Source organism: Roseateles sp. GW821-FHT03B02 (assembly GCF_059421025.1).
On record NZ_JBWKUV010000014.1, the window covers coordinates 19340 to 44739 of the forward strand.

The 25400-nt window shown below is 68.1% G+C and carries 23 protein-coding genes; 15 read left to right on the plus strand and 8 right to left on the minus strand.

The window, feature by feature from the left end; all coding sequences use genetic code 11:
* Positions 1 to 20 precede the first annotated feature (20 nt).
* The gene (locus AC07VX_RS25635; RefSeq protein WP_493166640.1) at positions 21 to 887 is read right to left on the minus strand and encodes a flagellin N-terminal helical domain-containing protein; all 867 of its coding nucleotides are present in this window, start codon (positions 885 to 887) and stop codon (positions 21 to 23) included.
* A gap of 651 nt (positions 888 to 1538) precedes the next feature.
* Between AC07VX_RS25635 and AC07VX_RS25640 the strand changes: the two genes are divergently transcribed.
* The 8 genes from AC07VX_RS25640 to AC07VX_RS25675 all read left to right on the plus strand — a co-directional run bounded on the left by AC07VX_RS25640 (position 1539) and on the right by AC07VX_RS25675 (position 6964).
* The gene (locus AC07VX_RS25640) at positions 1539 to 2006 is read left to right on the plus strand and encodes a hypothetical protein (protein ID WP_493166642.1); all 468 of its coding nucleotides are present in this window, start codon (positions 1539 to 1541) and stop codon (positions 2004 to 2006) included.
* 218 nt (positions 2007 to 2224) lie between these two features.
* A complete protein-coding gene (gene flhD, locus AC07VX_RS25645; protein WP_477937466.1) occupies positions 2225 to 2545 on the plus strand; it encodes a flagellar transcriptional regulator FlhD in 321 nt (106 codons plus the stop codon).
* A 40-nt stretch (positions 2546 to 2585) separates the two neighbouring features.
* Positions 2586 to 3122, plus strand: coding sequence for a flagellar transcriptional regulator FlhC (gene flhC / locus AC07VX_RS25650; protein ID WP_493166643.1), 537 nt, complete (start codon positions 2586 to 2588; stop codon positions 3120 to 3122).
* A 22-nt stretch (positions 3123 to 3144) separates the two neighbouring features.
* Positions 3145 to 3897, plus strand: a complete 753-nt coding sequence (locus tag AC07VX_RS25655; protein WP_493166644.1) for a class I SAM-dependent methyltransferase — start codon at positions 3145 to 3147, stop codon at positions 3895 to 3897.
* An 89-nt stretch (positions 3898 to 3986) separates the two neighbouring features.
* On the plus strand, positions 3987 to 4844 hold the full coding sequence (gene motA, locus AC07VX_RS25660; RefSeq protein ID WP_493166645.1) for a flagellar motor stator protein MotA: 858 nt from the start codon (positions 3987 to 3989) through the stop codon (positions 4842 to 4844).
* Positions 4845 to 4850: 6 nt separating this feature from the next.
* The gene (gene motB, locus AC07VX_RS25665) at positions 4851 to 5864 is read left to right on the plus strand and encodes a flagellar motor protein MotB (RefSeq protein ID WP_493166646.1); all 1014 of its coding nucleotides are present in this window, start codon (positions 4851 to 4853) and stop codon (positions 5862 to 5864) included.
* Positions 5865 to 5918: 54 nt separating this feature from the next.
* Positions 5919 to 6311 carry a chemotaxis response regulator CheY gene (gene cheY, locus AC07VX_RS25670; protein ID WP_293803370.1) on the plus strand — a complete coding sequence of 131 codons (393 nt, stop codon included), beginning with the start codon at positions 5919 to 5921 and terminating at the stop codon, positions 6309 to 6311.
* Positions 6312 to 6328: 17 nt separating this feature from the next.
* Positions 6329 to 6964 (plus strand): protein phosphatase CheZ, encoded by a 636-nt coding sequence (locus tag AC07VX_RS25675; RefSeq protein WP_493166647.1) that lies wholly within the window; start codon positions 6329 to 6331, stop codon positions 6962 to 6964.
* 73 nt (positions 6965 to 7037) lie between these two features.
* Here AC07VX_RS25675 and AC07VX_RS25680 read toward each other — a convergent pair whose 3' ends face one another.
* Positions 7038 to 7799 carry a transporter substrate-binding domain-containing protein gene (locus AC07VX_RS25680; RefSeq protein ID WP_493166648.1) on the minus strand — a complete coding sequence of 254 codons (762 nt, stop codon included), beginning with the start codon at positions 7797 to 7799 and terminating at the stop codon, positions 7038 to 7040.
* 174 nt (positions 7800 to 7973) lie between these two features.
* Between AC07VX_RS25680 and AC07VX_RS25685 the strand changes: the two genes are divergently transcribed.
* The 6 genes from AC07VX_RS25685 (at position 7974) to AC07VX_RS25710 (ending at position 15803) form a co-directional block, all read left to right on the plus strand.
* Complete coding sequence (locus AC07VX_RS25685; RefSeq protein ID WP_493166650.1) at positions 7974 to 9149, plus strand: EscU/YscU/HrcU family type III secretion system export apparatus switch protein; 1176 nt, start codon at positions 7974 to 7976, stop codon at positions 9147 to 9149.
* On the plus strand, positions 9146 to 11236 hold the full coding sequence (gene flhA, locus AC07VX_RS25690; RefSeq protein WP_493166651.1) for a flagellar biosynthesis protein FlhA: 2091 nt from the start codon (positions 9146 to 9148) through the stop codon (positions 11234 to 11236). The genes AC07VX_RS25685 and flhA overlap by 4 nt, the downstream gene beginning before the upstream one ends.
* Entirely contained in the window at positions 11233 to 12879 is a 1647-nt protein-coding gene (flhF, locus tag AC07VX_RS25695; RefSeq protein ID WP_493166652.1) for a flagellar biosynthesis GTPase FlhF, read from the plus strand. The genes flhA and flhF overlap by 4 nt, the downstream gene beginning before the upstream one ends.
* A 16-nt stretch (positions 12880 to 12895) precedes the next feature.
* Positions 12896 to 13675, plus strand: coding sequence for a MinD/ParA family ATP-binding protein (locus tag AC07VX_RS25700; RefSeq protein WP_493166653.1), 780 nt, complete (start codon positions 12896 to 12898; stop codon positions 13673 to 13675).
* A gap of 16 nt (positions 13676 to 13691) precedes the next feature.
* Positions 13692 to 14405, plus strand: a complete 714-nt coding sequence (locus AC07VX_RS25705) for an RNA polymerase sigma factor FliA (protein WP_493166654.1) — start codon at positions 13692 to 13694, stop codon at positions 14403 to 14405.
* Positions 14406 to 14537: 132 nt separating this feature from the next.
* Positions 14538 to 15803 carry a methyl-accepting chemotaxis protein gene (locus AC07VX_RS25710; RefSeq protein WP_493166655.1) on the plus strand — a complete coding sequence of 422 codons (1266 nt, stop codon included), beginning with the start codon at positions 14538 to 14540 and terminating at the stop codon, positions 15801 to 15803.
* Between the two features lie 63 nt (positions 15804 to 15866).
* On the opposite strand, the gene AC07VX_RS25715 is transcribed toward AC07VX_RS25710, so the two are convergent.
* The 5 genes from AC07VX_RS25715 to AC07VX_RS25735 all read right to left on the minus strand — a co-directional run bounded on the left by AC07VX_RS25715 (position 15867) and on the right by AC07VX_RS25735 (position 23267).
* Complete coding sequence (locus tag AC07VX_RS25715; RefSeq protein ID WP_493166656.1) at positions 15867 to 17774, minus strand: S8 family peptidase; 1908 nt, start codon at positions 17772 to 17774, stop codon at positions 15867 to 15869.
* 83 nt (positions 17775 to 17857) lie between these two features.
* On the minus strand, positions 17858 to 18490 hold the full coding sequence (locus AC07VX_RS25720) for a DVUA0089 family protein (protein ID WP_493166657.1): 633 nt from the start codon (positions 18488 to 18490) through the stop codon (positions 17858 to 17860).
* 305 nt (positions 18491 to 18795) lie between these two features.
* On the minus strand, positions 18796 to 20661 hold the full coding sequence (locus AC07VX_RS25725) for a GGDEF domain-containing protein (protein WP_493166658.1): 1866 nt from the start codon (positions 20659 to 20661) through the stop codon (positions 18796 to 18798).
* A gap of 9 nt (positions 20662 to 20670) precedes the next feature.
* On the minus strand, positions 20671 to 22887 hold the full coding sequence (locus AC07VX_RS25730) for a putative bifunctional diguanylate cyclase/phosphodiesterase (protein WP_495119402.1): 2217 nt from the start codon (positions 22885 to 22887) through the stop codon (positions 20671 to 20673).
* Positions 22888 to 22898: 11 nt separating this feature from the next.
* Complete coding sequence (locus AC07VX_RS25735) at positions 22899 to 23267, minus strand: Hpt domain-containing protein (RefSeq protein WP_493166660.1); 369 nt, start codon at positions 23265 to 23267, stop codon at positions 22899 to 22901.
* Between the two features lie 175 nt (positions 23268 to 23442).
* Here AC07VX_RS25735 and AC07VX_RS25740 point away from each other — a divergent pair, with 175 nt between their 5' ends.
* Positions 23443 to 24774, plus strand: a complete 1332-nt coding sequence (locus AC07VX_RS25740) for a sensor histidine kinase (protein ID WP_493166661.1) — start codon at positions 23443 to 23445, stop codon at positions 24772 to 24774.
* A gap of 1 nt (position 24775) precedes the next feature.
* Here the strand turns inward: AC07VX_RS25740 and AC07VX_RS25745 are convergent, their stop codons facing one another.
* Positions 24776 to 25387 carry a response regulator gene (locus tag AC07VX_RS25745; protein WP_493166662.1) on the minus strand — a complete coding sequence of 204 codons (612 nt, stop codon included), beginning with the start codon at positions 25385 to 25387 and terminating at the stop codon, positions 24776 to 24778.
* Positions 25388 to 25400: the final 13 nt, after the last annotated feature.

Here is a 25400-nt window from a genome sequence, read left to right on the forward strand (position 1 = left end):
CCAGCGTTGCTGGCCCGGCTTCATCGAAGCAAGGACAGGACTTGCGACGGAATCTGATTCGCCTGGGCGATCATCGCGTTGCCTGCTTGCTGGAGGATGTTGGCGCGGGACAGGTTGGCCGTTTCCTGGGCGAAGTCGGCATCGGTGATGCGGCTCTTGGCGGCGCTCTGGTTTTCGACCGAGATCTGCAGGTTGCTGATGACCTGGTCGAAGCGGTTCTGCGACGCACCCAGCGTGGCGCGCTCGGAGCTGACCTTGTTGATCGCCGTGTCGATGTTGCCGATGACGGTGTCGATGGTGGCGCCGGTGGCGGTGTTGTCGATGACGGCGCGGCCTGCACCCGTGTTGTCCGTGCCAGCCACGGTCGTGATTTCCGTCGCGACCGTCATGTCCGACGTGGTCACGTCGATGCGGTCGTTGGAGGTCACGTTGGCGCCGACCTGGAAGGTCTGCGTGCCCGCGGCGGAGGTGGCCAGGATGGCGCGGCCGTTGAAGGTCGTGCCGCCCAGCACGCGCTGGATTTCCTTGGACAGTTCGCCGAATTCCTTGTCCAGCGAGTCCTTGTCTGCGCTGGTGTTGGTGGCGTTGCGGGCCTGCACCGCAAGTTCGCGCATGCGCTGCAGCGAGTCGTTCACCTTGGATAGGGCGCCTTCAGCCGTCTGCGACAGCGAGATGCCGTCGTTGGCGTTGCGAATGGCGACGTTGGAGCCACGCACCTGAGCGTTGAGGCGCTCGGAGATGGCGAGGCCGGCGGCGTCGTCCTTGGCGGAGTTGACGCGCAAGCCCGAAGACAGGCGCTGGATGGAGACCGCGAGTTGTCCCTGCGCGGTCGAGGTGTTGCGCTGCGCGTTCAGCGACAGCAGATTGGTATTGATGACCGAGGCCATGATGCGCTTCCTTTCAACTTGAATACCCGGCAAAAAACGCCGGACGAAGACCCGAGTGCCCGGGTGCGGCACCCGTGCTGTCCGTTCAAGCGCACCTGTGACGGCGCACCCTTGCGGCGACGCCCGACGCCAGTCAACCGTTGAAGCCCGTGACCTCGCCCGTGAGCGAAGTCACACCACCTCGGCCTTCCAGCCGGACCACGGAGCTGTTTCCAGCGCCGTTGGAATGGCTATCGGACAGCGCAAGAAGTTTCTTGAGCTGCTTTTGTCAAGGGGTGTGATCTATTGAACAGAGCCGCTGCCAGGTCCTTGTTTGTCGGATCGGTTCACGCAGCCAGGAAGTGCATCGGGAAGGGCTGGGTGGTCGATCCGGGCTGCGGGAGGGCAGGGCGCCGGGGCTGAAGGTCGAGCGTCGGGGTCGGGACTCCTTGTATTCAAGCGGTCGGGTCGGTCGTGGAAGCGATCTCCCCGGGAAGCGCGAGACCGCCGAGGTGGTGTGGCGGGCTCCCCCGGGTTTTCGGCAGGCGGCCGGCCGGACAGCCGTTGAGTAACGGCGCTGCGACCTGCCTTTTCTGCGGATTGATGGCGGGGGTGCTGCCTAAAGTGCAAGCCATCCCGGCCGAACCCTTGTGCCGGATTGGAGTCCCCGCCATGCGTGCACAGTCCACGACTGCCCGAACCAAGAACGCCCATCGTCCCGTCACGGTGTCGGCCAACGATCCGGCCATGCTGCTGGCGCGGGCCCGCAATGCGGCTTTTGCCGAGGCTTCCAAGGGCAACCTCGGCGGCGGTCTGGGCGTGCTGTACGACGCGCTGCAGGACGAGCCCATGAGCCACGACCTGCTGTCCGACATGGCGGCCCTGCTGCTGGCGGCCGGCAAACTGGAGCACGCGGCCGGCTATGCCGAGCGTGCGCTGCAGGCCTGTTCCCTGCATGGCCCCAGCCTGTACACGCTGGCCTTCGCGCTGTCGGGCCAGGGCCAGGTGGACCGGGCCATCGGTGTGCTGACCGAGCTGCAGTCCGGTGTCGGCCGCGACAGCCTGCAGGCCGAGGCGCCGGAACTCGTGCCCGTCGCGATGATCGAGCTGGAGCGCCTGCGCCGCAGCCGCGACGCCTGAATCCGCCAAGCAATTCACACCCCGAGGCCCCGGCCAGCGCAAGCTGCCCGGGGCCTCGGCTTTGTGGCCTGACGCGGCTGTAGGAATTTGACTGACAAGCCCTTCTTGCCAGGGTGACGCCGCGCACCGACGCAGCCTGATATCGCCGGAGAAGGGCCGTCAACACAATCCGTTTCACTGATCCGCAACACCCACCCAACTCTGAAACGGAAGCCGCCATGAACGCCGACCAAATGCTCGCCGAAATCCGTGAAGCCAACCTGTCCTACCTGATGCTGGCCCAGAGCCTGATCCGTGCCGACCGCGAGCAGGCGCTTTACCGCCTGGGCATCAGCGAGGACACGGCGACGCTGATCGGCACGCTGAGCCCGGCGCAGATCATGAAGATCGCCTCCGGCAACACGCTGCTGTGCGCCTTCCGCATGAGCGACGACCTGGTGTGGGGCCTGCTGACCAACCACAGCAAGCCGGGTGCGAACGAGAGCGTCAGCCGCCTGCACGCCTCCATCCTCATGGCCGGCCGCCACGAGCACGCCTGATCCCCAGCCTCGCCCAACAGTCCAGATTCCGGAGTCCACCATGCGCGTCAAGAGCATCCTCACCGAAGCCAAGCAGATCGAACGTGCCGTTCAGCTGATCCATCTCGGTGCCCGCCTGCAGGTGCTGGAATCGGAAACGGACCTGTCCTACGAGCGCCTGCTGCGCCTCTATAAAGAGGTGAGCGGCAAGTCGCCGTCCAAGGGCCAACTGCCCTTCTCGACCGACTGGTTCATGACCTGGCAGCCCAACATCCATGCCAGCCTGTTCCTGAACATTCACGAGTACCTGAACAAGGCCGCGGAGATGGACGAGATCGACACCGTCATCAAGGCCTATCAGCTCTACCAGGAGCAGACGGCCGCCCAGGGCCTGGAGGCCATGCTGTCGGTCACCCGCGCCTGGCGTCTCGTCAAGTTCGTCGACAACGGCATGCTGACGCTGACCAAGTGCTGCAAGTGCAACGGCCAGTTCGTCACCCACCCGCACGAGATCGCCCGCCACTTCGTCTGCGGCCTGTGCAACCCGCCGGCACGCGCCGGCAAGGGGCGCGCCCAGGGCTCGATCCAGATGCACTGACCGGTCAGGCGACACTGTCGCCATGTGGATCACCCGTTGGCCGCTGCCGGCTCTGTGGAGCTGGCTGGCGGCCTGGTTCATTTATGCGGCCGCGCTTGGGGCGGGCCTGTCGCCCGGGCCGGCGCTGGCGCTGGGGGCGGGCCTCGCCGCGGCCCTGGGCTGGCTGCATGGCGAGCGCTGGCGGCGCCTGATCGTCGCCCTGGGCTTTCCGGTCTCGGTGCTGGCCCTGGGCTGGCAGGGCGGCGCCTCCGGCCTGCTGTGGCTGCTGCCGCTGGCCCTGCTGTGGTGGCTGTATCCGCGTCGCAGCTGGTCCGAGGCTCCGCTGTTTCCCACGCCGCGCGGCGCCCTGGATCAGCTGCCGGCCCTGGCGCCGCTGGCGCCCGGCGCCCGCGTGCTGGACGCAGGCTGTGGCGTGGGCGATGGCCTGCTTGAGCTGGTGCGCAGCTACCCCGGGGCCCTCGTCGAAGGCGTGGAGTGGAGCCGGCCGCTGGCCTTGCTGGCGCGCTGGCGGGTGCGCCACGCCAGGGTGCGCCGGGGAGATCTCTGGGCCGACGACTGGGCGCCGTTTGCGCTGGTCTATGTCTTCCAGCGGCCCGAGTCCATGCCCCGCGTCTGGGCCAAGGCCTGTGCCGAGCTGGCGCCGCAGGCCTGGCTCGTCAGCCTGGACTTCGCCGTGCCCGATGTGGCGCCGGTGGCAAGCTGGCAACTGCCCGACGGCCAGTTCGTGTGGCTTTACCGCCCGGGGCGGAATGTGGCGTCAAAGCCCGCCAATTGATGCGTTCACGGCGGGTTCGGCACGGCATACTTTCTCAAGCCCCCCGGCTCCGGGCCGATATGGCCTGAACACCCCCAACTCGACCGCGCATGTTCGTCATCATCGGCTGGGCCATCTCCATGGCCTGCATCTTCGGCGTGTTCATCGCCCACGGCGGGAACATCGGCGTCATCCTTCACGCCCTGCCCTTCGAGATGATCACCATCTTCGGCGCCGCCATTGGCGCCTTCCTGGCCAACAACCAGATGAAGGTCGTCAAGGCGACCGCGGCCGGCCTGGGCCTGTGCTTCAAGGGCAGCAAGTACAGCAAGGCGCGCTACATGGAGCTGCTGGCGCTGATGTACGACATCCTGCAGAAGGCCCGCAAGGAGGGCCTGATGTCCATCGAGAAGGATGTCGAGGATCCGCACAACAGCCCGCTGTTCCAGAAGTACGCCACGGTGGGCAACGACCACCATGTCACCGAGTTCATCACCGACTACCTGCGCATGATGGTGTCGGGCAACCTGAACGCGCACGAGATCGAGTCGCTGATGGACAGCGAGATCGAGACCCACCACCAGGAAGAGCATGCCGCCGTGGCCGCGTTGCAGCGCCTGGCCGGCGGCCTGCCGGCCTTCGGTATCGTGGCCGCGGTGCTGGGCGTGGTGAACACCATGGGCTCGGTGGGCCAGCCGCCGGCGGTGCTGGGCGGCATGATCGGCTCGGCGCTGGTCGGCACCTTCCTGGGCATCCTGCTGGCCTATGGCTTCGCCGAGCCGCTGGCGGGCCTGCTGGAGCAGAAGGTCGAGGACGCCGGCAAGGAATTCCAGTGCATCAAGACGACGCTGCTGGCCAGCATGCAGGGCTATGCGCCCCAGGTGGCCATCGAGTTCGGCCGCAAGGTGCTGTTCTCCGGCGACCGCCCCAGCTTCACCGAGCTGGAAAGCCACGTCAAAAAGAAGTGACGATCCATGGCGGGTGACGCAAAGAAGCTCCAGCCCATCATCATCAAGAAGGTGAAGAAGGGCGGCCACGCGGCCCATGGCGGCGCGTGGAAGATCGCCTATGCCGACTTCGTGACGGCCATGATGGCCTTCTTCCTGCTGATGTGGCTGCTGGGCTCCACGACGGAGGGCGACAAGAAGGGCATCGCGGACTTTTTCCAGTCGCCGCTGAAGGTGGCCATGCTGGGCGGCTCGGGCTCGGGCGACTCTTCCAGCGTCGTCAGGGGCGGCGGCAAGGACCTCACGCGCGAGACGGGCCAGGTCAAGGAAGGCGACAGCGCCGCCAAGAAGGCCAGCTACACGCTGCGAGCCTTGAAGGAAGAGCAGCGCAAGGCCGAGCGGTCGCGGCTGGAGCAGCTCAAGACCAAGGTCGAGCAGGTGCTGGCGGAGAACCCCAAGCTCGCGGCGCTGGGCGGGCAGATCCGCCTGGACATGACCAAGGAAGGCCTGCGCATCCAGATCGTCGACGAGGGCAACCGCCCCATGTTCGACAGCGGCAGCGCCGTCGTGAAGCCCTACATGCGCGAACTGCTGCGCGAGTTGGGCAGCGTGCTGACCGAGGTGCCCAATCGCCTGACGGTGGAGGGCCACACCGACGCCCAGCCCTTCCCGGGCGGGGACAAGGGCTACAGCAACTGGGAGCTGTCGGCCGACCGCGCGAATGCGTCGCGCCGCGAGCTCGTCGCCGGTGGGCTGTCGGAGGCGCGCATGCTGCGCGTGCAGGGCCTGGCCGCGAGCAAGCTGCTGGATGCCAAGGATCCCAACGGCGCGCTGAACCGGCGCATCAGCATCATCGTCATGAACCGCGATGCTGAAGACGCCGTGCTGAAGAACCTGCCCGACGAGCCGGAGAACGAGGCGGCAGGCGGGGATGCGCCACAGGCGGCGGCCGGGGCTGCGCCCGTGCCGCCGAGCGGGCTCACGTCAGTGCCCGGTAACGGGAAAATGCCGCAAACTCAATCGCCGACGCCAGTCCGCTAGAACTAGACTGCGGCCTGACCCTGAAATCCCGCCAGTTCCCGAGAGAGGATCGCCATGAGCGCTGACATGAAATTCCTGGTTGTCGACGACTTCTCCACCATGCGCCGCATCGTGCGCGGCCTGTTGAAGGAGATCGGCTACAACAACTGCGAAGAAGCCGAGGACGGCGTCGAGGCGCTGAACATGCTCAAGGGCGCCAAGTTCGACTTCGTCGTCAGCGACATCAACATGCCCAACATGACGGGCTTCGAGCTGCTCAAGGCCATCAAGGAAGATCCGAACCTCAAGCACCTGCCCGTGTTGATGGTCACCGCCGAAGCCCGCAAGGAAGACATCGTGCTGGCCGCCCAGTCGGGCGCCGCAGGCTACATCGTCAAGCCCTTCACGAAGGCGACGCTGGAAGAAAAAGTCCAGAAGATCATGCAGAAGCTGGCCGCCGCGGCCTGAGCTCGGGAGGATCCGCCATGTCGATGGAACAGTTGGATCAACTGGGCAAGGCTCAAGAGCCGCTGCTCGTTTCGCCCGAGGTCTTCCAGCAGCTCGGCACCATCACCCGCACCCTGCATGACACCATGCAGCGTCTGGGCGTCATGCCCAAGTTGCAGGTGGCCACCGATGGCCTGCCCGACGCGCGCAGCCGCCTGAGCTACATCGCCACCAAGACGGCCGCCGCCGCCGAGAAAGTGCTGAATTCCGTCGACCAGGCCAAGGCCGAGCACGCCGGCATCAGCCAGGCCACCCGTGACATGGCCGCCGCCATCGTGGCCGATCCGGTGCGCGCCGTGGCCAGCGGCGCCGTGCTGAACTTCGTCAAGGATGTCGAGAACCGCACGGCGAGCATCGACAACCACCTGACCGACATCATGCTGGCCCAGGATTTCCACGACCTGACCGGCCAGGTCGTTGCCAAGGTCGTGAACCTGGCCAACGACCTGGAAGACAGCCTCGTCAAGCTGCTGGTGCAGGTCGTGCCGCCCGAGCAGCGCGAGAAGGTCGATCCCAACATCCTGCAGGGCCCGGTGGTGAACCCCGAAGGCCGCACCGATGTCGTCACCAACCAGGGCGAGGTCGACGACCTGCTGGCCAGCCTCGGTTTCTGAGGCCCTCGGCGCCCCGCATCAAGCCCGCCCGTCCGGCGGGCTTTTCTTTCCGGCCGGCGGTGATGAGCAGGCCTCAGTCGGCCTGCACCTCGGGCAGCAACTCGCGGATGGCCTGGTTGATCTTGTCCAGCGCCTGGGGCGCGACCTGCAGGGAGCAGGCCAGATAGCGCAGCTCGCCGCGCGGCATGTCGGCGAATTCGATGCGCACCAGCGGCAGCGGGGTGAAATCGGGATCCTTGCGCAGCCAGTTCAGATCCTCTTCGTCGATTAGCATGTAGTCCACACGGCGCACACCCACCATGCGGGCCAGCTGCAGCGGAGCCAGCTGCGCGCGCACGGGCGGCTTGGCCGCGCCGGCCAGCAGCTGGTCCAGGCGCTGGCCGTAGGACACGCCATCCAGCAGCCCCGGCTGCAGCGAGGCATCCGTGAACAGCTGGGCGATGCGCGGAATTGAACGGATGCGCGCGACGACGTCGGCATGGGCCAGCACGACATGCGGTCGGTCGCGGTGGATGGGCAGTGAGAAGCGCGCGAACTCCTCGCGCTCGGCGTTCTTGTACAGGCCCGGCGTGCACAGCGCGGTCTGGTTGGCCTGCAGATGCTGCAGCGTGCGCCGGATTGGCACCTCGGCGTAGCGCGGGTCGAAGCCGGCGCGCTTGAGCAGCCGGGCGGTGCGCTCCATCAGAAAGCCGGCCGGCTTGCCTTCCATCGTGTAGCTGTAGGGAGGCTTGTCGCGGTACTCGACGGTCAGCGGTGCCTGGGCCAGAGCGGCGTCGGCGCAGGACGCTGCGGCCGTCAGGGCGAGCAGGCGGGCGAGGCTGGCGAGGCGAGGCATGGGCAGAGATTAGCGTCAGCGGCGCCCCACGGGCGATGGCGGAAACGGCAATCCTGCACACCCTGGCGCCCGCAGCGCGACGGGGCTTGGGAATAGCCGGGCATCCACCCCGCTTTTCTCGCTCAAGTTCTGCAAGGCCCCTCGAACAATCCGGTCCAGCGCTGAAGAACCGCCATGGCCGACCACGACGCACAGGATCGCAACTTACCCGCCTCGCCCAAGAAGATCGAAAGATCCCGGGCCGAAGGCCAGCTGCCGCGTTCCCGCGACCTGCCGCATTTCGCGATGATGGTGGCCGGCGGTGCCGTGCTGTCCGTGGGCGGGTCGCAGATCGTCGAGAGGCTTCGCCTGATGCTCGCCACGGGCCTGCACTTCGATGCGAGCCTGCTGGCCAGGCCGGGCTTCATGGGCGAGCGCCTCGCCGAGATGACGCTGGCCTTCGGCGCGGTCATGGGCCCGGTCGCTGCCCTGCTGATGGCCGTCGCCATCGCCAGCCACCTGGCCGGCGGCGGCTGGAACTGGACGATGAAGCCGCTGGCGCCCAAGTTCAGCCACCTCAATCCCATTGCCGGCCTGGGCCGCCTGTTCACGGGCCAGGGCTTCGGCACGGCGCTGAAGGCCGTGCTGCTGGCTCTGGTGCTGGGCATCATCGGCGCCATGGTGCTGAAGGACCGCCTGGCCGCCTACGTCGGCATCATGTCCGTGCCGCTGCCGTCGGCCCTGGCTTATGCGGGCCAGCAGCTGATGGGCGGCCTCGCCCTGCTGGCCCTGGCGCTGGCGGTGTTCGCCGCCATCGACCTGCCGCTGCAGCGCCAGCTCTGGTTGCGCCGCATGCGCATGAGCCGGGAGGAGGCCAAGCAGGAACTCAAGGAGGTCGAGGGCAACCTCGAGATCAAGGCCAAGGTCCGTGCCCGCATGCGCGAGATGGCCAAGCGCCGCATGCTGGCCGCCGTGCCCAAGGCCGACCTCGTCGTCATGAATCCGACCCACTACGCCGTCGCGCTGAAGTACGAGGAAGGCCGCATGGCTGCGCCCAAGGTCGTCGCCAAGGGCGCCGACCTGCTGGCCATGAAGATCCGCGACCTGGCCAGGGAGAGCAAGGTGCCGGTGCTGCAGCAGCCGGTGCTGGCACGCGCCCTGTACGCCCACGCCAAGGTGGACCACGAGATCCCTGCCGCCCTGTTCGGCGCCGTGGCCCAGGTGCTGGCCTACGTCTACCAGCTGCGCGCCGCCATGGCCTCGCGCAACGCGGCCCGCCCCGACATGCCCAAGCCTCACGTGCCGCCCGAGCTCGATCCGCACAACAAGCCGGGCTGGGCGCCCGAGCCTGACGAAGACTTCGCCGAATGAACCCGCTGATCCAGAAGCTGCAATCCCTGCTCGGCCCGCGCGCCGGCATCATCGCCGCGCTCGGCGCACCGATCGCCGTGCTGCTGGTGCTGTCCATGATGGTGCTGCCGCTGCCGCCCTTCGTGCTGGACCTGCTGTTCACCTTCAACATCGCGATGGCGGTGATGGTGATGATGGTGGCGGCCCACATGGTGCGGCCGCTGGACTTTGCGGCCTTCCCGAGCGTGCTGCTGCTGACCACGCTGATGCGGCTGTCGCTGAACGTTGCGTCCACCCGGGTCGTGCTTCTGGAGGGCCATACCGGCACAGGGGCAGCCGGCAAGGTCATCGAGGCCTTCGGCCACTTCCTGATCGGCGGCAACTTCGCGGTCGGCCTGATCGTCTTCGCCATCCTCGTCGTCATCAACTTCATCGTGGTGACCAAGGGTGCCGAGCGCATCGCCGAGGTCGGTGCCCGCTTCACGCTGGACGCGATGCCCGGCAAGCAGATGGCGGTGGATGCCGACCTGAACGCCGGGCTCATCAACGAGGCCGAGGCCAAGCGCCGCCGCGCCGAGCTGTCCGACGAGGCCGACTTCTTCGGCTCCATGGACGGTGCCAGCAAGTTCGTGCGCGGCGACGCCGTGGCCGGCATGCTGATCCTGGCCATCAACATCGTCGGCGGCTTCATCATCGGCATCGCCCAGCACTCCTTGAGCGCCTCCCAGGCCGCCAACAGCTACATCCTGCTGGCGGTGGGCGACGCGCTGGTGGCCCAGGTGCCGGCGCTGCTGATCTCGGTCGCGGCCGCCATGGTGGTGTCGCGCGTGGGCACGGACAAGGACATCGGCAGCCAGATCGGCAAGCAGGTTTTCGGCTCGGCCAAGAGCATCGCCATCACGGCCGGCGTCATCGGCGCGCTGGGTCTGATCCCGGGCATGCCTCACGTCGTCTTCCTGCTGATCGCCTCGGGCCTGGGCTATCTGGCCTACTGGCTGCGCAGCAAGGAGCAGGCCGCGGAGGCCGCCAAGGCCGTCAAGCCCATCATGCCCAGCAGCGAAGGCGCTGGCGAGGCCAGCTGGGAAGACCTGGTGCCGGTGGACACGCTGGGCCTGGAAGTCGGTTACCGGCTCATCACGCTGGTGGACAAGAGCAAGGAAGGCGACTTGCTCAGTCGCATCAAGGGCGTGCGCCGCAAGTTCGCGCAGGAGGTCGGCTTCCTGCCGCCGCCGGTCCACATCCGCGACAACCTGGAGCTGCGTCCCAGCCAGTACCGCATTTCGCTGCGCGGCGCGGTGGTGGGCGAGGCCGAGGCCTTCCCCGGCATGTGGCTGGCCATCAACCCCGGCCATGCCACGCAGAAGCTGCTGGGCACCCAAACCACCGACCCCGCCTTCGGCCTGCCGGCCGTGTGGATCGAGGAGCGGCAGAAGGAGATGGCCCAAATGAGCGGGTTTACGGTGGTTGATTGCTCGACCGTCGTGGCCACCCACCTTTCACACTTGATGCAAGTGCACGCGGCCAAGCTCCTGGGCCGCGTGGAGACGCAATCGCTGGTGGAACACCTCACCAAGCAGGCGCCGCAATTGATCGAAGACGTGATTCCCAAGATGGTCAGCATCGCCACCCTGCAACGCGTGCTCCAGCTGCTGCTGGAGGAGGGCGTGCACGTGCGCGACATGCGCTCCATCGTCGAGTGCCTGGCCGAGAACGCGCCCACGGTGACCGACCCGCAGGAGCTGGCCCGCCGCATCCGCACCCACATCGCGCCGGCCATCGTGCAGCAGATCTATGGCAGCACCAAGGAGCTCGACGTCATCGCGCTGGAGCCCGAGCTGGAGCGGCTGGTCACGCAGGCCCTGAATTCGCCGCACGGCGCCGCGCTGGACCCCGGCGTGGCCGACACGCTGGCCCGCAGCGCCGCCGAGACCGCCCAGAAGCAGGAAGACCGCGGCGTGCCCGCCACGCTGCTGGTGCCCGACCTGATCCGCTCGCCCATGGCCCGCCTGCTCAAGCGCGCGGCGCCCCGTCTGAAGGTTCTCGGCCACAGCGAGATTCCTGAGACCCACACCATCCGCATCGGCTCCATCATCGGAGGCACAGCATGAACGTCCGTAAGTTCACCGCCCGCACATCACGCGAGGCGCTCGCTCTCGTCAAGCAAGCCTTTGGCCCCGACGCAGTGGTGCTGTCCAACAAGAACGTGCCCGAAGGCGTGGAGGTGCTGGCCATGGCACCCGAAGGCATGGGCCAGATCGAGCAGATCGCGGCCACCGCGCCGCGCACGGCTGCCCGCGCGCAGCTGGCTCCAGCGCCCACGGTGCCCCAGCAGCCGCCTGCACGCCCCAGCTTTTCCGAACGCACGCTGCGCCAGGAACCCAGCTTCGGCGCGCCCGAGGTGCAGGGCGATGTGCAGCAGCTGGCCATGAGCACGCTGTCTTTCCAGGACTACGTCCGCGAGCGTGTGCTGCGCCGCCGCCAGGCCGAGATGGCCGGCCAGCCCGACCCCGTCATGCAGGTCGCACCGCCGCCGACGCAGCCGGCCGCAGTGTCCATCGACGCCGCCCGCGCGCAGCGCGAGCGCCGAGCCGCCGAGGCTATGGCCGCGCTGGCCCCGCGCCGCGCCGCGCCACCGCCGACCGTGCCCCAGGCCCGCCCCGTGCCGCCGGTGCTGCGCGACGAGATCCGCATCCCCACCGCCAGCGCCCAGCGCGCCGTGCCGCAGCTCAGCGACGTCGGCGGCGAGCCGCTGCCACTGCCCGGCCAGCCGTCGCAAAGCCAGCGCAACCAGATGGACATGGCCGACGAGCTGCGCCAGATGCGCGGCCTCATCGAGGAGCGCTTCTCCTCGCTGGCCTTCATGGAGAAGCTGCAGCGCCAGCCCGTGCAGGCGCGCCTGACGCAGAAGCTGCTGGAGCTGGGCTTCAGCCCGGCGCTGGTGCGCAAGCTGGCCGAGAGCTGCCCGTCCGACTTCAAGGCCGGCTCGCCTCATGATCCCGCCGACGAGACCGCCTGGGCCGCCCACGTGTTGTCGCGCAACCTGCAGACCGACGAGGCCGCCCCGGCCATCGAGGACCGCGGTGGCGTGTTCGCGCTGATCGGCTCCACCGGCGTCGGCAAGACGACGACGACCGCCAAGCTCGCCGCCCACTTCGCCACCAAGTTCGGCGCGAGCCAGCTCGGCCTCATCACGCTGGATGCCTACCGCATCGGCGCCCACGAGCAGCTGCGCGCCTACGGCCGCATCCTCGGTGTGCCGGTGCACACGGCGCATGACCGCGCCTCGCTGGACGATCTGCTGGATCTGCTTGCCAGCAAGAAGCTGGTGCTCATCGACACCGCTGGCATGGCCCAGCGCGACAGCCGCACGCAGGAGCTGCTGGAGATGCTGGCCCACCCCAGCATCAAGAAGCTGCTGGTCATCAATGCGGCCCAGCAGGGCGAGACCATCGAGGACGTCGTCTCGGCCTGGAAGGGCGCCGCCTGCGAGGGCGTCGTGCTCAGCAAGATCGACGAGGCGGTCAAGCTCGCTCCGGCGCTGGACACGTTGATCCGCCACAAGCTCAAGGTGCTGGGCGTGGCCAACGGCCAGCGCGTGCCGGAAGACTGGCACCGCCTGCCCAGTGCGGCCCTGGTGCAGCGCGCGCTGAAGAGCCCCGCGGCCGGCGCCTGGCGCATGGACAACACCGACGTGAACCTCATCTTTGCCGGCGCGCCGCTGGCGGAGGGTCTGTCGAGGGCCGTGCACTGACATGACGCGAGGCCCCATGCCCCAGGATCAAGCCCACGGCCTTCGCCGCCTCTTCGCCGCCTCCAAGCAGCGCTTCGTGCCCGTCGTCAGCAACCCGCGCGTCATGGGCGCCGGCGTGCTGCTGGAAGGCCTGTGCACCGCCTTTGCCGAACTGAACCTGCGCACCCTGGTGGTCGATGCTGGCGTGCATTCGCCGCAGCCCTCGGAGCTGGCGCAGGTGGACCTGTCCAACTGCATCGAGCGCCTGTCGCCCAAGGTGAGCTACCTGGCGGCGCGCGGCCTGCCGATGCGCTACATCAATGCCAACGGTTCTGCGGCCTCCTTCCTGGAGGCCGTGGCCGAGGCGGCACCCGAGGCCGACGTCATCCTGCTGCACGCGAGCGCGGCCGAACTGGCCCGCATCGTCGCGCTGCGCGAGGTGCGTCCGCTGCTGCTGGCCGACACCGATCCCGCCAGCGTGACGGAAGCCTACGCCGGCATGAAATGGCTCACACAACGCGCCGGGCTGATGGTCTACAGTCTGCTGATGGCCTGCCACCCCCAGTTGCGCGTGGCCTCCCGCATCGCGCAACAGCTTCACTCCTGCGCCGACGGCTTCCTCGGCGCGGTGCTGCGCGACTGGGCCTGTCTGGACCCTCGCGCCTCCCAGCATGCGCCGCTCACGCCCGAGCTGCGCCATCTTGCCCGCGAGCTGCTGCTCGCGGCCCCTCCGGGAGCGGCCGTCGATGCCGCCTCCGACGCGATCCCGCTGCGCCCGGCGCGCGCGGTGTCGGCTCCTTTCATCTCAGCGCACTGAACTGCCGGAGTTCACGATGTACACGCCCAAAGGCCGCCTCGACAACAGCACGCTGATCAAGCAGTACAGCCCGCTGGTCCGACGCCTGGCGCACCAGATGATCGCCAAGCTGCCGGCCAATGTGGAGGTGGATGACCTGATCCAGGTCGGCCTGATCGGGCTGACCGACGCGCTGTCGCGCTTCGATGCCGAGCAGGGCGTGCAGTTCGAGACCTTTGCGACCCAGCGCATCCGCGGCGCCATGCTCGACGAGCTGCGCGGTGGCGACTGGATGAGCCGCGGCACGCGTCGCCAGCAGCGCGAGATCGAAGTCGCCGTGCACAAGGTCGAGCAGCGCCTCGGCCGCGCGCCGCGCGAGGACGAGATCGCCGCCGAGATGGGCCTGCCGCTGGCCGAATACCAGGAGCTGCTGGGCAAGGTGCGCGGCACCCAGCTGGTTTATCTGGAAGACATGTCGGGCGACGACGGCGACGAGGACTACCTCGACCGCCATGTGGCCGACGAGTCCGGCAACCCCATGGCCCGGCTGCAGGACCACCGCATGCGCGAGGCGCTGGTGGCCGCCATCAAGAACCTGCCCGAACGCGAGCAGTTCGTGATGAGCATGTACTACGAGCACGACATGAACCTCAAGGAGATCGCGGCCGTGCTCAAGGTCACGGAGTCGCGTGTGTGCCAGCTGCACAGTCAGTCCATTGCAAGGTTGCGCGTTAAGCTGCGTGACTGGTAGATAACGGGGCCACTTCTCGCCGAGCCCCGATCCATACGCGGGGACAAACGCATGCTCAGATGGCCCAGGGCCGGAGGTTCATCCTCCGCGGTCGCTTCGGAAGCGCCCAGCCGGCGCGACGACAGCGCGGCGTTGAACGTCATCAAGCGGCTGGCCCGTTCCATCTCCACGGTGGGCAAGGATGCCGCCGAAGTGCGCGGCGCACTGGAGGACACCCAGCGCATCGTGCAGATGCAGAGCCAGGCCATGCAGGCGCTGGCCCAGCAGCTCAACCAGATCGGGCAGGCGCAGGCGGCCATCGCGGCGGCAACGGCCCAGAGTGCGTCGGCCGTGCAACGTGCCCGCGGCGCGCTTGGTGTCGTCGGCGGCGAGGTCACCGGCATGGCGGCCACGCTGGCCCAGGTGTCCGATGCGGCGGCCGAGATCACCAAGATTTCCCTGCAGACGCGGCTGGTGGCCTTCAATGCCGCGGTCGAGGCCAAGCATGCCGGCGATGCCGGCCGCGGCTTCGCCGTCGTGGCCGAGGCCGTCAAGGCCCTGGCCGGTCAGGTCGAGTCTTCGTCCAAGGCCATCGTCAGCGCCATCGCCAGCCTGCAGGAGCGCATCGACCGCTTCAGCGCCGAGCTGACCGAGAACCCGTCCAAGCCCAGCCAGATCCATGCCGCCTTCCACGAGGTCGAGGAGGACGTGCAGCGCATTTCCACCTCGGCTGCCGAGAGCGGCCAGCAGATGAGCCTGCTCAACGAGCGCGCCCACGAACTGGAGCGCGAGGTGTCGCAGGCCTCGCATGGCCTCAAGGTCGCCTTCGACGGCAGCGACCGTTTCCTGCGCATGTCGGAGGACCTGGTCGAGCAGATCGCCGAAAGCGGCGTCGAGGTCGACGACATGCCCTTCATCCGCGCCGCCCAGCAGGCCGCGGCCGAGATCGGCGAACTGCTGGAAGGGGCCGTGCGCGATGGCCAGATCTCGCAGACTGACCTGTTCGACCAGAACTACCGCGCCATCGAGGGCACCTCGCCCCAGCAGCACACGACGCGCTTCTGCCAGCTGACCGACCGGCTGTTCCCCGCGGTGCAGGAAAAGATGCTGTCCTTCAGCGACAAGATCGTCTTCTGCATCGCCGCTGACCGCAACGGCTACATCGCGACGCACAACCGCAAGTACTGCCAGCCGCAGCGTGCGGGCGACACGGTCTGGAACACGGCCAACAGCCGTTACCGCCGCATCTTCAACGACCGCACCGGCCTGGCTTCGGCGCGCAACACGCGGCCCTTCCTGCTGCAGACCTACCGCCGCGACATGGGCGGCGGCCGATTCGTCGTGCTGAAAGAGGTGACCGCACCCATCATGGTTGCCGGCAAGCACTGGGGCGGCCTGCGCATGGCGTTCAACTTCTGATCTCGCGCCCGCAAGAAAAAGCCACCGCCGGTGGGCGGTGGCTCGGGCTTTGTGATCGCGTGCTCAGGGCAGCTTGTTCAGCGCGTTGATCGCATCGATGAGGCCGAAGCCGTCATAGACGCTCCAGCCCCTGACAGCACCGCCTGCAGAGAAGGGAATGACCCGTGCCGCCGGTGTGCCCTGCAGGATGGACTTGATCTGCTTGGGTGTCAGCGAGGCGGGGCCGCCGGCCTTCTGCAGCATCAGGGCCGCGACGCCTGCCGCATGGGGCGCCGCCGCGCTGGTGCCGAAGAAGTTGTTGTAGCCGTCGCCTTCGTAGTCCGAGTTCGCGTAGAAGAACGTCGTGTTGCCACCGTCCGGCGCGGCGAAGTCGGGCTTCTTGCGCGTTTCGGGCACGGTCAGGCGGTTGCCGGCCGCATCGAAGGCGATGGTCACCGGACCCGGGCTGCTGAAGGATTCGAAGGCCGGGATGAAGGGCACCTGTTGCGTGGCCGGGAAGGTATAGCGGTAGGCCGCCACGCTGTTGGCGCCCGATGCGGCGTTGTGACCGAAGGTCGTGGGGCTGGATCGGGTTTGGAACGGCGTGCCGCCCCAGCCGTCCAGATTGAGCATCCGCACACGCGTGGCTTGCTTGGTGCCCGCGCTGGTGCGCGCCACCATGATTCGGTAGGTGCCGGACGGACCGCCCGACAGGCCGATGATTTCCGCTCCGTAGTCAGCACTGATGTTGTTGGTTGCGAAAGCGAAGACACAGTTGCCGGCCGCATTGAACATGTACCAGTTCAGGTCGGTGGTGACCTTGCCCTGGTAGAACAGATCGTCCCACTGCATGACCATCGTCGATCCTGCGCCGTTGTACGTGACGGACAGCGCGAAGTTGCCGCCGCCGAAGTCCAGGAAACCACCGGCCGTGTTGGCCTTGGTACTGCCTGTGGCGGGCGAGCTGGTGCAGGTGCTGGTCGTTGCCAGGTTGATGTTGCCGAGATTCGTCGGCGCGGTGGAGAAGTTGGCGTTGGACACGTCGACGGAGCCGCCGCCGCCCGCGGAGCCCTGGTTGCCGGCCGAGGAGAAGTAGGCGACCTGCTTGCCCGCCAGCGTGGTGCTGGTGGCCACGTCGTTGACGGCCTGTGCCACCTGCCCGTCGGAGAAAAAGGGCTCGTCGTAGTAGAAGACGTCGTCGACGATCACGTCGGCCCTGCAGGCCGCGTGCGTGCGCAGCGTGCGGATGTTGTCCGCGAAGGCGGCTTCACCCGCAAATGCCGTCGCGAAGCACAGGTCGGCGGCCGGCGCCACATCCTGAACGATCTGCATCATCGCCCGGCCTTCATCGGCGTTGCTTGGGTCCGGCCCCAGATCGAGGACGAACTTGGGAGTCTTCAGGTCGCCCGAGGCGATGTCGTTGACGGCACGGATGGTGGTGAAGGAGGTCGGCGAACTGTCATAAGAGTCCGACAGCACGCCCACGGTGATGCCTGTGCCGAGAAAGCCGTTGACGTTGGCCTGGTCGGCGCGCATGACCTTGGCGCCCTGCGATGTGACGACACCGACATTGCGCTGCGGGCGGGCTGTCATCTTCATCAGATGCAGGCCGTTCCAGCCGGCGACAGAGCCGATCGCCGTGGCCGGTACAAAGGCCGAAATGGCACCGTGGCGGAAGCTTGGGTTGACGCCCGTGATGTTGCTGCCGACGCTGACCAGCAGCGCCTTGAACTGATCGAGGCTGAGGTTGCCATCGAGATAGATGTCCACCAGCACACGGCCGGCACTGTCCATCATGGGATCGATCAGGGCGCTGGGCGCATCGAGACTGGACGAAGGCGTTTTCAGGACGCCACGCGTGTTGGCGCGTTTCATGCCGTCGACGAAATCGGACAGGCGGCTGTCGAGCTTGTGGTGTTGGGCCTGGCTGGCGCTTGCGGCGCCGAGAGCCAACAGGCTGACCAGCAGGCGAAGGCGGTTGTGTTGTTTCATGGATAGACCTCAATCAAGGTTTCAATGTCGGCCGATGGCGCGACTCCGTCCGGGCTGGCCGGACGCCGGGAAGACCTGGCGCGTCAGCGGCCGACGCGACGACGTGCCGCCCCGGCGGCTGCCAGGCCAAGGCCGGCGAGTAGCAGGCTGGCGGGTTCGGGAATCCGGTTGTTGCCGGGGGCGACGGCAAGCGCTCCTTGCAGCTGGATTTCGTAGTCGCCGTATTCATTGGTCAGGCTGGCCCATCCCGACAGGGATCCGCCGGAAAAGGTGGGAACGTAGCTGGCGCCGGTGATGGCCAGGAAGTAGAGGCCGGACTGGGCAGGCGAGTAGCTCAGCAGCGATTGCGGGCCGCCGGTGATGCTGCTGTCGTCATTGAAGGCGACCTGAACGCCTGCGGCGTCGAAGAGATAGAGCACGGTGTCGAAGTTGTTCCAGGCGATGCCGGAATCCGTGGTCGACGCGGAGAAGTCGATCCCTGCAGTCAGTTGGATCGAGAACAGGTCGGCCAGGTCGCTGCTGCCCGTGCTGCCACGGATGGCATCGACGGAACCTGCGCCGGGCACCGTCTGAGCCGACGCGAGAAGCTGGCCTGCGTCCGCCCCTTCGGTGTGGATCAAGCCGGCATGGCTGGCCGTGGCGGTCAGTGCCGCGGCGGCGGCACAGGACAAAAGTTTCAGATGGCGCAGCGGTCGGCCCCACGTGTTGGTGTACATCTCTGGTCCCTCAATCAGATGAAAACGATGAAGGCCGCGGGCCAACGAGTCTTTTCGCTTCGTCGTGTCTTCGCGGCACAACTCACCTCAGCACGAGCCGTGCCCGCAGCCGGTAATTGTTGGCACCAAGCGGTACGTTCATGGGAGAGCCGCAATACAGCCAACTGCAGCTGGACGCTTCAGTTAGGTTGATGAGGAAAAGCTGTAAAGCTTCTCGACTCCGGGAAACTCAGTAGAAGGCTGGTCGTACAGGCCCGGCCGCTGGATCTGCGGTTGCTTGACCGCAACTTGCGAGGTGCTCCGCCTTACTCGGCGATGCAAGCCCTGTTCTTGCCCGTGTGCTTGGCTTCGTACAGGGCCACATCGGCGCGGTCCAGCGCCGCCTCCAGCGTCTCGCCGGGGCGGTAGAGCGTCACGCCGGCCGAGAAGGTCACGAAGACGTCCTTGCCTTCGTGGTTGAACAGCGCGCTCGACAGCGAGCGCTGCAGGCGCACCAGTACCTGCTGGGCCTCGTCCAGCGGCGTGTTGGGCAGCATCAGCACGAACTCCTCGCCGCCGTAGCGCGCCACCATGTCGCCGGGGCGCAGCGAGGCCTGGGTGCGCTCGGCGAGCGACTTCAGCGCGATGTCGCCGGCGTGGTGGCCCAGGCTGTCGTTGAGCTTCTTGAAGTTGTCGATGTCGAGAAGGGCCAGCGCGACGCGCGTGGACTCTCGCTCGGCCTTGGCCTGCTCGATGCCGAAGGCCTGGATGAGACCGCGGCGGTTGGCCACCTGGGTGAGCTGGTCGGTGTGGACCTCGTTGGACAGGCGGCGCAGCTCGCCCTCGAGCTCGTCGACGCGTTGGGTGAGGGCGGCAGCACGGTCGTGTTCCAGCGTCAGGCGAGCCTGGGTCTGGGCGACGAGGCCCTGCACGCTGCGGCTTTCCTCCACCATCTCGCGCACGGTGCCGGCCAGGCTTTCCAACGAGTCGGCGTGCTCGATGGCCTCGGCATAGCGGCCCACGCTGCTCTGGAAGCGGTCGGTGTGCTGGCCCAGTTCGCCGAGCTCGGACAGCATGCGCTGGATCAGGCCCTTGAGCGCATCGCGCGCCTTGGAGCGTTCCTCGCGCAAGGTGCGCTGGCGCTCGCGCGTGCCGTTGAGCAGCTCGGAGACGGTGCGCACGCCGCGGCCCGACAGGCCCTGGGCCAGGGTGTTGTTCATGGCCTCGGCCTGGCCGCGGGCCCAGGAATCGTCCTCGGCGAGGTCGACGAGGCTGGCGGACAGCTCGCGGCACAGGCCGCCGAGTTCGTCGAAGAGGTGGCGGCGATGGTCCAGCAGATGCCGCGCGCGCAGGCATAGAGCGGCCATCTGGGTGGCGCGCTCGGGGCTGGCGCCCTGGGCCTTGAGCTCGGCCTGGGCGGCGTCCAGCTCGCGCATGAGCGCATCCGCAGGCGTCGCCTCGGCCTCGGGTGAGCGCAGCGCATGGCGCACGGTGCCGTTCAGCTCGCCGCTGAGACTGAGCCAGTGGGGACTGTTGTCCACGGGCGGCGTGTTGTCGCGCCGGCCGGTGCGGCTGATCTCGCCGAAGCCGCTGCTGTCGCGGAAACCCGTGTCGGCAAAACCGGAGGTGTCGACAAAGGCGCTGTCGGCAAACAGCTGGCTGGGCGTGCCGCCGTCCTCGTCGGTCTCGATCTCGCCGCCGCCACCATCCTTGTCCCAGCTCGCGATGAGCTGGGTGAGGCGCTTGATGAGCTTGCCGCTGTCGCTGCGGCTCAGCTCCAGCGCGCGGAAGATGCCGTCCTTCTTGCGCGCCACCGTCCAGTGCCTGCCACCGCGCTCCAGGCCGCGCACGAGGCGTTCGACGGCTTGGGCCAGCGCCTCGGCCTGCGCGGCGGGGCCGGCCACGTCCAGCAGTTTGTCGACCTGGCGTTGCAGCTCGTCCAGGCGCTGCTCGCGCAGCGAGGTCTGCAGCTCCTGCCGCGTGCTGCCGCTGGGCAGTGCCAGGCTGATGAGCTTGGAGACCAGCTGCTGCACGCGCTCCGGCAGGCCGGCATTGGCCGACTGGGCGGGCTCGCCACCGGCTTCGATGGCGTAGGCACGTGCGTAGTTCTCGGGCGTGGGCTCCAGCCGGGCCTGCGCCAGGCGCTGCAGCGCAGCCTTGGCCAACTGGGCAGGGGGGAGCTGCGAACGCATGGGGCCAGCCTAGCCGCGGCTCGCCACGTCGAGGTGGCTGTCGGCCTGGGTGATCCAGGGCGCCTTGCGCGGCAGCACGGTCTGGGCGATCCAGCGCTCCAGCTCGTCGGGCGGCAGCGGCTTGCTGAACAGGAAGCCCTGCATCAGCGAGCAGCCCAGGCGGTGCAGCACTTCCATCTGGCGCAGAGTCTCCACGCCCTCGGCGATGACGCGCAGGCCCAGGGCCCGCGCCAGCGCGATGATGGCCGTGACGACGGCGGAGCTCTGCGGCGCGATGCCCAGGTCGCGCACGAAGGTGCGGTCGATCTTGACCTCCGAGATCGGCAGCGTCGTCAGATAGGCCAGCGACGAATAGCCCGTGCCGAAGTCGTCGATGGAGATCTCGACGCCCACCTCGTTCAGACGATGCAGCGACGGGATGACGTTCTGCAGGTCCTTCATCAGGTTGTTCTCGGTGATCTCGAGCTGGATGGACCGGTGCGGCACGCCGTAGGCGCTGACGCACTGGTGGATGTGCTCGACGAGATCGGTGCGCTCGAACAGCCGGCTGGGCAGGTTGACGGCGATGGAGTCGCTGAAGCCGAACTGCAGCTGCCACAGCTTGGCCTGGCGGGCGGCTTCCTTCAGCGCCCATTCGGACAGCGGCACGATGAGGCCGGTTTCCTCGGCCAGCGGGATGAAGTCGGCCGGCGGCACCAGCACGTTGCCGCGCTGCCAGCGCATCAGCGCCTCGGCGCCCACCATGCGGGCGGCGCGCACGTCGATCTTGGGCTGGTAGTGCAGCACGATCTCGTTGCGCTCCAGCGCCTTGTGCAGGGCGGACTCCAGCTCCAGCTTCTGCTTGCCGTGGCCGGCCAGCTGTGGGGAGTAGACGGCCGAGGCGTTGCGGCCCTGGCTCTTGACGGCGTACATGGCCACGTCGGAATTGCGCAGCAGGTCGGCCATGGTCTGGCCATCGCGCGGGTACAGCGCGATGCCGACGCTGGCCGTGACGAAGCATTCCTGGCCGCCGACGAAGATGGGCTCGCGCAGGGCGTCCAGCACGCGCTGGGCGACGCGCTCGGCATCGCGCTCGTCGGCCACCTCGGGCAGGAGGGCCACGAACTCGTCGCCGCCCAGTCGGCCCACGGCCTCCAGCCCGCGGTGGCTGCGGTTGCCCAGGCCGTCGAGCACGCCTTCGAGGATCTGGTCGGAATGGCGCACGCAGCCGCGCAGACGGCGGCCCACCTCGATGAGCAGCTCGTCGCCGGCCGCGTGGCCCAGGGTGTCGTTGATGACCTTGAAGCGGTCCAGGTCGATCAGCAGCAGGCCGACCTCGTGGCCGCCGCGGCGTGCGCTTTCGATGGCGCGCTCGACGCGATAAATGAGCTGGCGGCGGTTGGGTAGGCCGGTCAGCGCGTCGAAGTGCGCGAGCTGGCGGATGCGGTCCTCGGCCTGGCGGCGGTCGGTCACGTCCTGCAGGATGCCGGTGTAGCCGCTGACGCCGCCTTGCTCGTTGAACTCGGGCTCGGCCTCGATGTGGACGACGCGCTGGCGGCCGTCGGGCAGGGTCAGCGGCAGGTCGGTGACGAGGACGGAGGTGTGGGCGATGACGTCCCGCAGCAGGCGCAGGAAGACATGGCGGTCGTCGGACGGCACCATGCGCATGACGCCGATGAAGTCCAGCCGGTCCTGCGGCCCGCGGCCGAAGACGCGCAGGCCCTCGGCCGAGATGGCGAAGCTGGCGGCCGCCTCGCGCCACCATTCGAAGCTGCCCATGCGGGCCAGGTCCTGGGCGCGGGCCAGCTTGGCCTTACTGCGCTCCAGCTCCAGCCGCGTGCGCGAGCTGCGCAGCAGATAGCGCAGCCGCCCATCCAGCAGGCTCCACTGCGAGGACTTGACGAAGAAGTCCGTCGCGCCGGCCTGGTAGGCGCGGTTGATGGAGGCCTCGTCGTCCAGGCCCGTCAGCATCAGCACGGGCAGGGACTCGAAGCCGGGTGTGGCGCGCAGCAGCGAGCAGGTTTCGAAACCGTCGAGCTCGGGCATCAGCGCGTCCAGCACGACGACGTCGGGCGTGCGGGTGGACAGCAGCCCCAGGGCCTCGCTGCCACTGGCGGCCTCGGTGACTTCGAAGCCCCGCTCGCGCAGCGCGGCGGCGGTCAACAGCAGGTTGACCTCGTCATCGTCCACCAGCAGCACCCTGGGGCGCGGTGGCAGGTCGTCGAGGGCTTGACCGGGTGGCAGCATGAGGCTGGGCGTCACAGCAGCGCGGCCAAGGCCGTGCGCACCTGTTGGATGTCTTGGAGCATAGCGTCCAACTGTTCTGACAGGCCCTGCACGCGGCCGTCACGGGCCATGGTTTCGATGTCGGCGCAACGCGCCGACAGCGCCATCGCACCGAGGCTGGCCGACGATGACTTGAGCGTGTGGCTGACATGACGCACGACGGCGAGGTCAGGCACGTCGCCTTCGCGGGCGCGGGCAAGGTCGGGCAGCAAACGGTCCAGTGAGTTGGAGAAGGCGTTCACGACACGCTCCAGCAGCTTGTTGCCGCCGCTCGGGTCAAGCTCGCGCAGGCGGCGGATGGCCTCGGGGTCGAGCAGGGCTGCGGTTTGGGAGGCGGTCATGGGAGGGCGTGCGGGTCTAGGGACTCTGCATTCCTAAATGTATCTCGGGTGGGAGGGGTGGCAGCCGCGAAGGAATGCACAGAATCGGCCGGGCCGGCTGTGGTTATTGACATCGGCCAACACCGGGTCCTGCCGGGGGGCGGAGGGGAGGTGGGCGCTGCCTACAATGCCGCGCATGAACAGCCTCAGCGACGACAGCGCGCTCACGCCGCGCCGCCAGGAGCGACGACTGCCGATGCGGCTGCTGGTGCTGGGTCTGGTCGCGGCAGCCCTGCTGATGCTCGTGCTGGGCAGTCTCGTCGTGCTGGCGCTGATGCGCGTCTGGGGTGGCGAGGTCGGCCTCGTGCATGCCGCGCTCGTGCTGACGGCATTCTTCACCGGCGTCATGGTGCTTGCCGCGGCGGCGCTGGGGTGGCATGCAGGCGTGCGGCTGACGCGCCAGCGCCTGGCCGAGCCCTTGCGCGAGGCGCGCCAGCAGCTGTTGATGCAGGCCCAGCTGCAGCGCGACTGGCAATGGGCCACCGATGCCGCTCACCGGCTTGTGCGCTGGCAGGCGCCCCAGGGTGCGCCTTCGTCGAGCTGGGTGGGGGCGGGCGCCCGCACCCAGCAGCTGTGGGAGCGCTTCGAGGCCGCAGCCCCGACCGCTCAGTTGCGCGAGCGGCTGGATGCACAGCAGTCCTTCGCGGACCTTCTGCTCACCGCCGCCGACGGCTGCACGCAATGGCGTCTGCGCGGCATGCCCTGCATCGATTCGCATGGCCATTTCGCCGGCTATCTGGGGACAGCCTGCACCGAGGAGCAGGCGGCCGCGCCCCTCGCTCCGGCTCAGCCCGACCTGGCGGCGGAGCACGAGTCCTTCAGCTACACGGTCTCGCACGACCTGCGCGCGCCTTTGCGCGTCGTCGAGGGCTTCGCGCGCATCCTGAAGGAAGACTACGGCGCCCGGCTGGACCGCGTCGGCAACGATCACCTCGACCGCGTCATGAGCGCCGCGGCGCGCATGAACAGCATGATCGACGCGCTGCTGTCATTGAGCCAGCTGTCGACCAGGCCACTGGCCAGCCAGCCGGTCAATCTGTCCCAGCAGGCCGGCTACGTGATGGAAGAGCTCAGGCGCTCGGCGCCGCAGCGCGAGCTGGTGCTGGACATCGAGCCCGGGTTGACGGTGCAGGGCGACCCGACCCTGCTGCGCATGGTGCTGGAAAACCTGCTGGGTAACGCCTGGAAGTACAGCGCCAAGGCCGAGCGCACCGAGATCGGCTTGCGACAGGTGCAGCAGGGCGGTCGGCGCGTCTTCGTCGTCAGCGACAACGGTGCCGGCTTCGACATGCGCTTTGCCGAGCGGCTGTTCGGAGTCTTCCAGCGCCTGCACAGCGCCAGCGACTTCCAGGGCACGGGCGTTGGCCTGGCACTGGTGCGGCGCATCGTCCGCCGCCACGGCGGCGAGATCTGGGCCGAATCGGCCGTGGGCGAGGGCGCCCGCTTCTATTTCACCCTCGGCGGCTGAGTCAGCCTTTCTGCCCGGGCCGGGCCAGCAACTCCAGCGCATCGACGATGCGCCTGGCCTGCTCCGGTAGGCTGTGGCCGTCGGCCGAGGCCAGGCTCATCAGGCGGGCCAGGGCCTCGTCGCGGGGCAGCGAGTAGCGGTGCATCAGCACGCCGACAGCCAGGGCCGTCGGGTCCAGCTGGGCCGGCAGCTCGGATGGCGGCTGGGCGGCGGTAGTGGCGGCGGGTGCAGGCGCAGCGGCGGTTGCCGTCGAGCGCGCGAAGGCGGCCTCGACGGCGGGCACGATCTGAGAGATGTCCAGCGGCTTGACGAGATAGGCGACGGCGCCCAGCTCCTTGACCTTGGCCACGGTCGCGTCGTCGGCGAAGGCCGACAGGAACATGAAGGGCGTCTGCAGGAATTCGCGCAGATAGGCCGCCACGTCGAAGCCCGTCAGACCTTCCATGCGGATGTCCAGCAGGGCCAGCTCGGGCCGGTGTTCGCGGGCGAGCAGGATGGCGTCGTCGCCGTTGTCGGCGTCGATAACCTCGAAGCCGGCCTGCGTGAGCCCGTAGCTCAGCGTCGCCAGCACCAGTCGGTCGTCGTCGACGACCAGGATCTTGCCCTTGCTCACCGCGCCCCTCGTT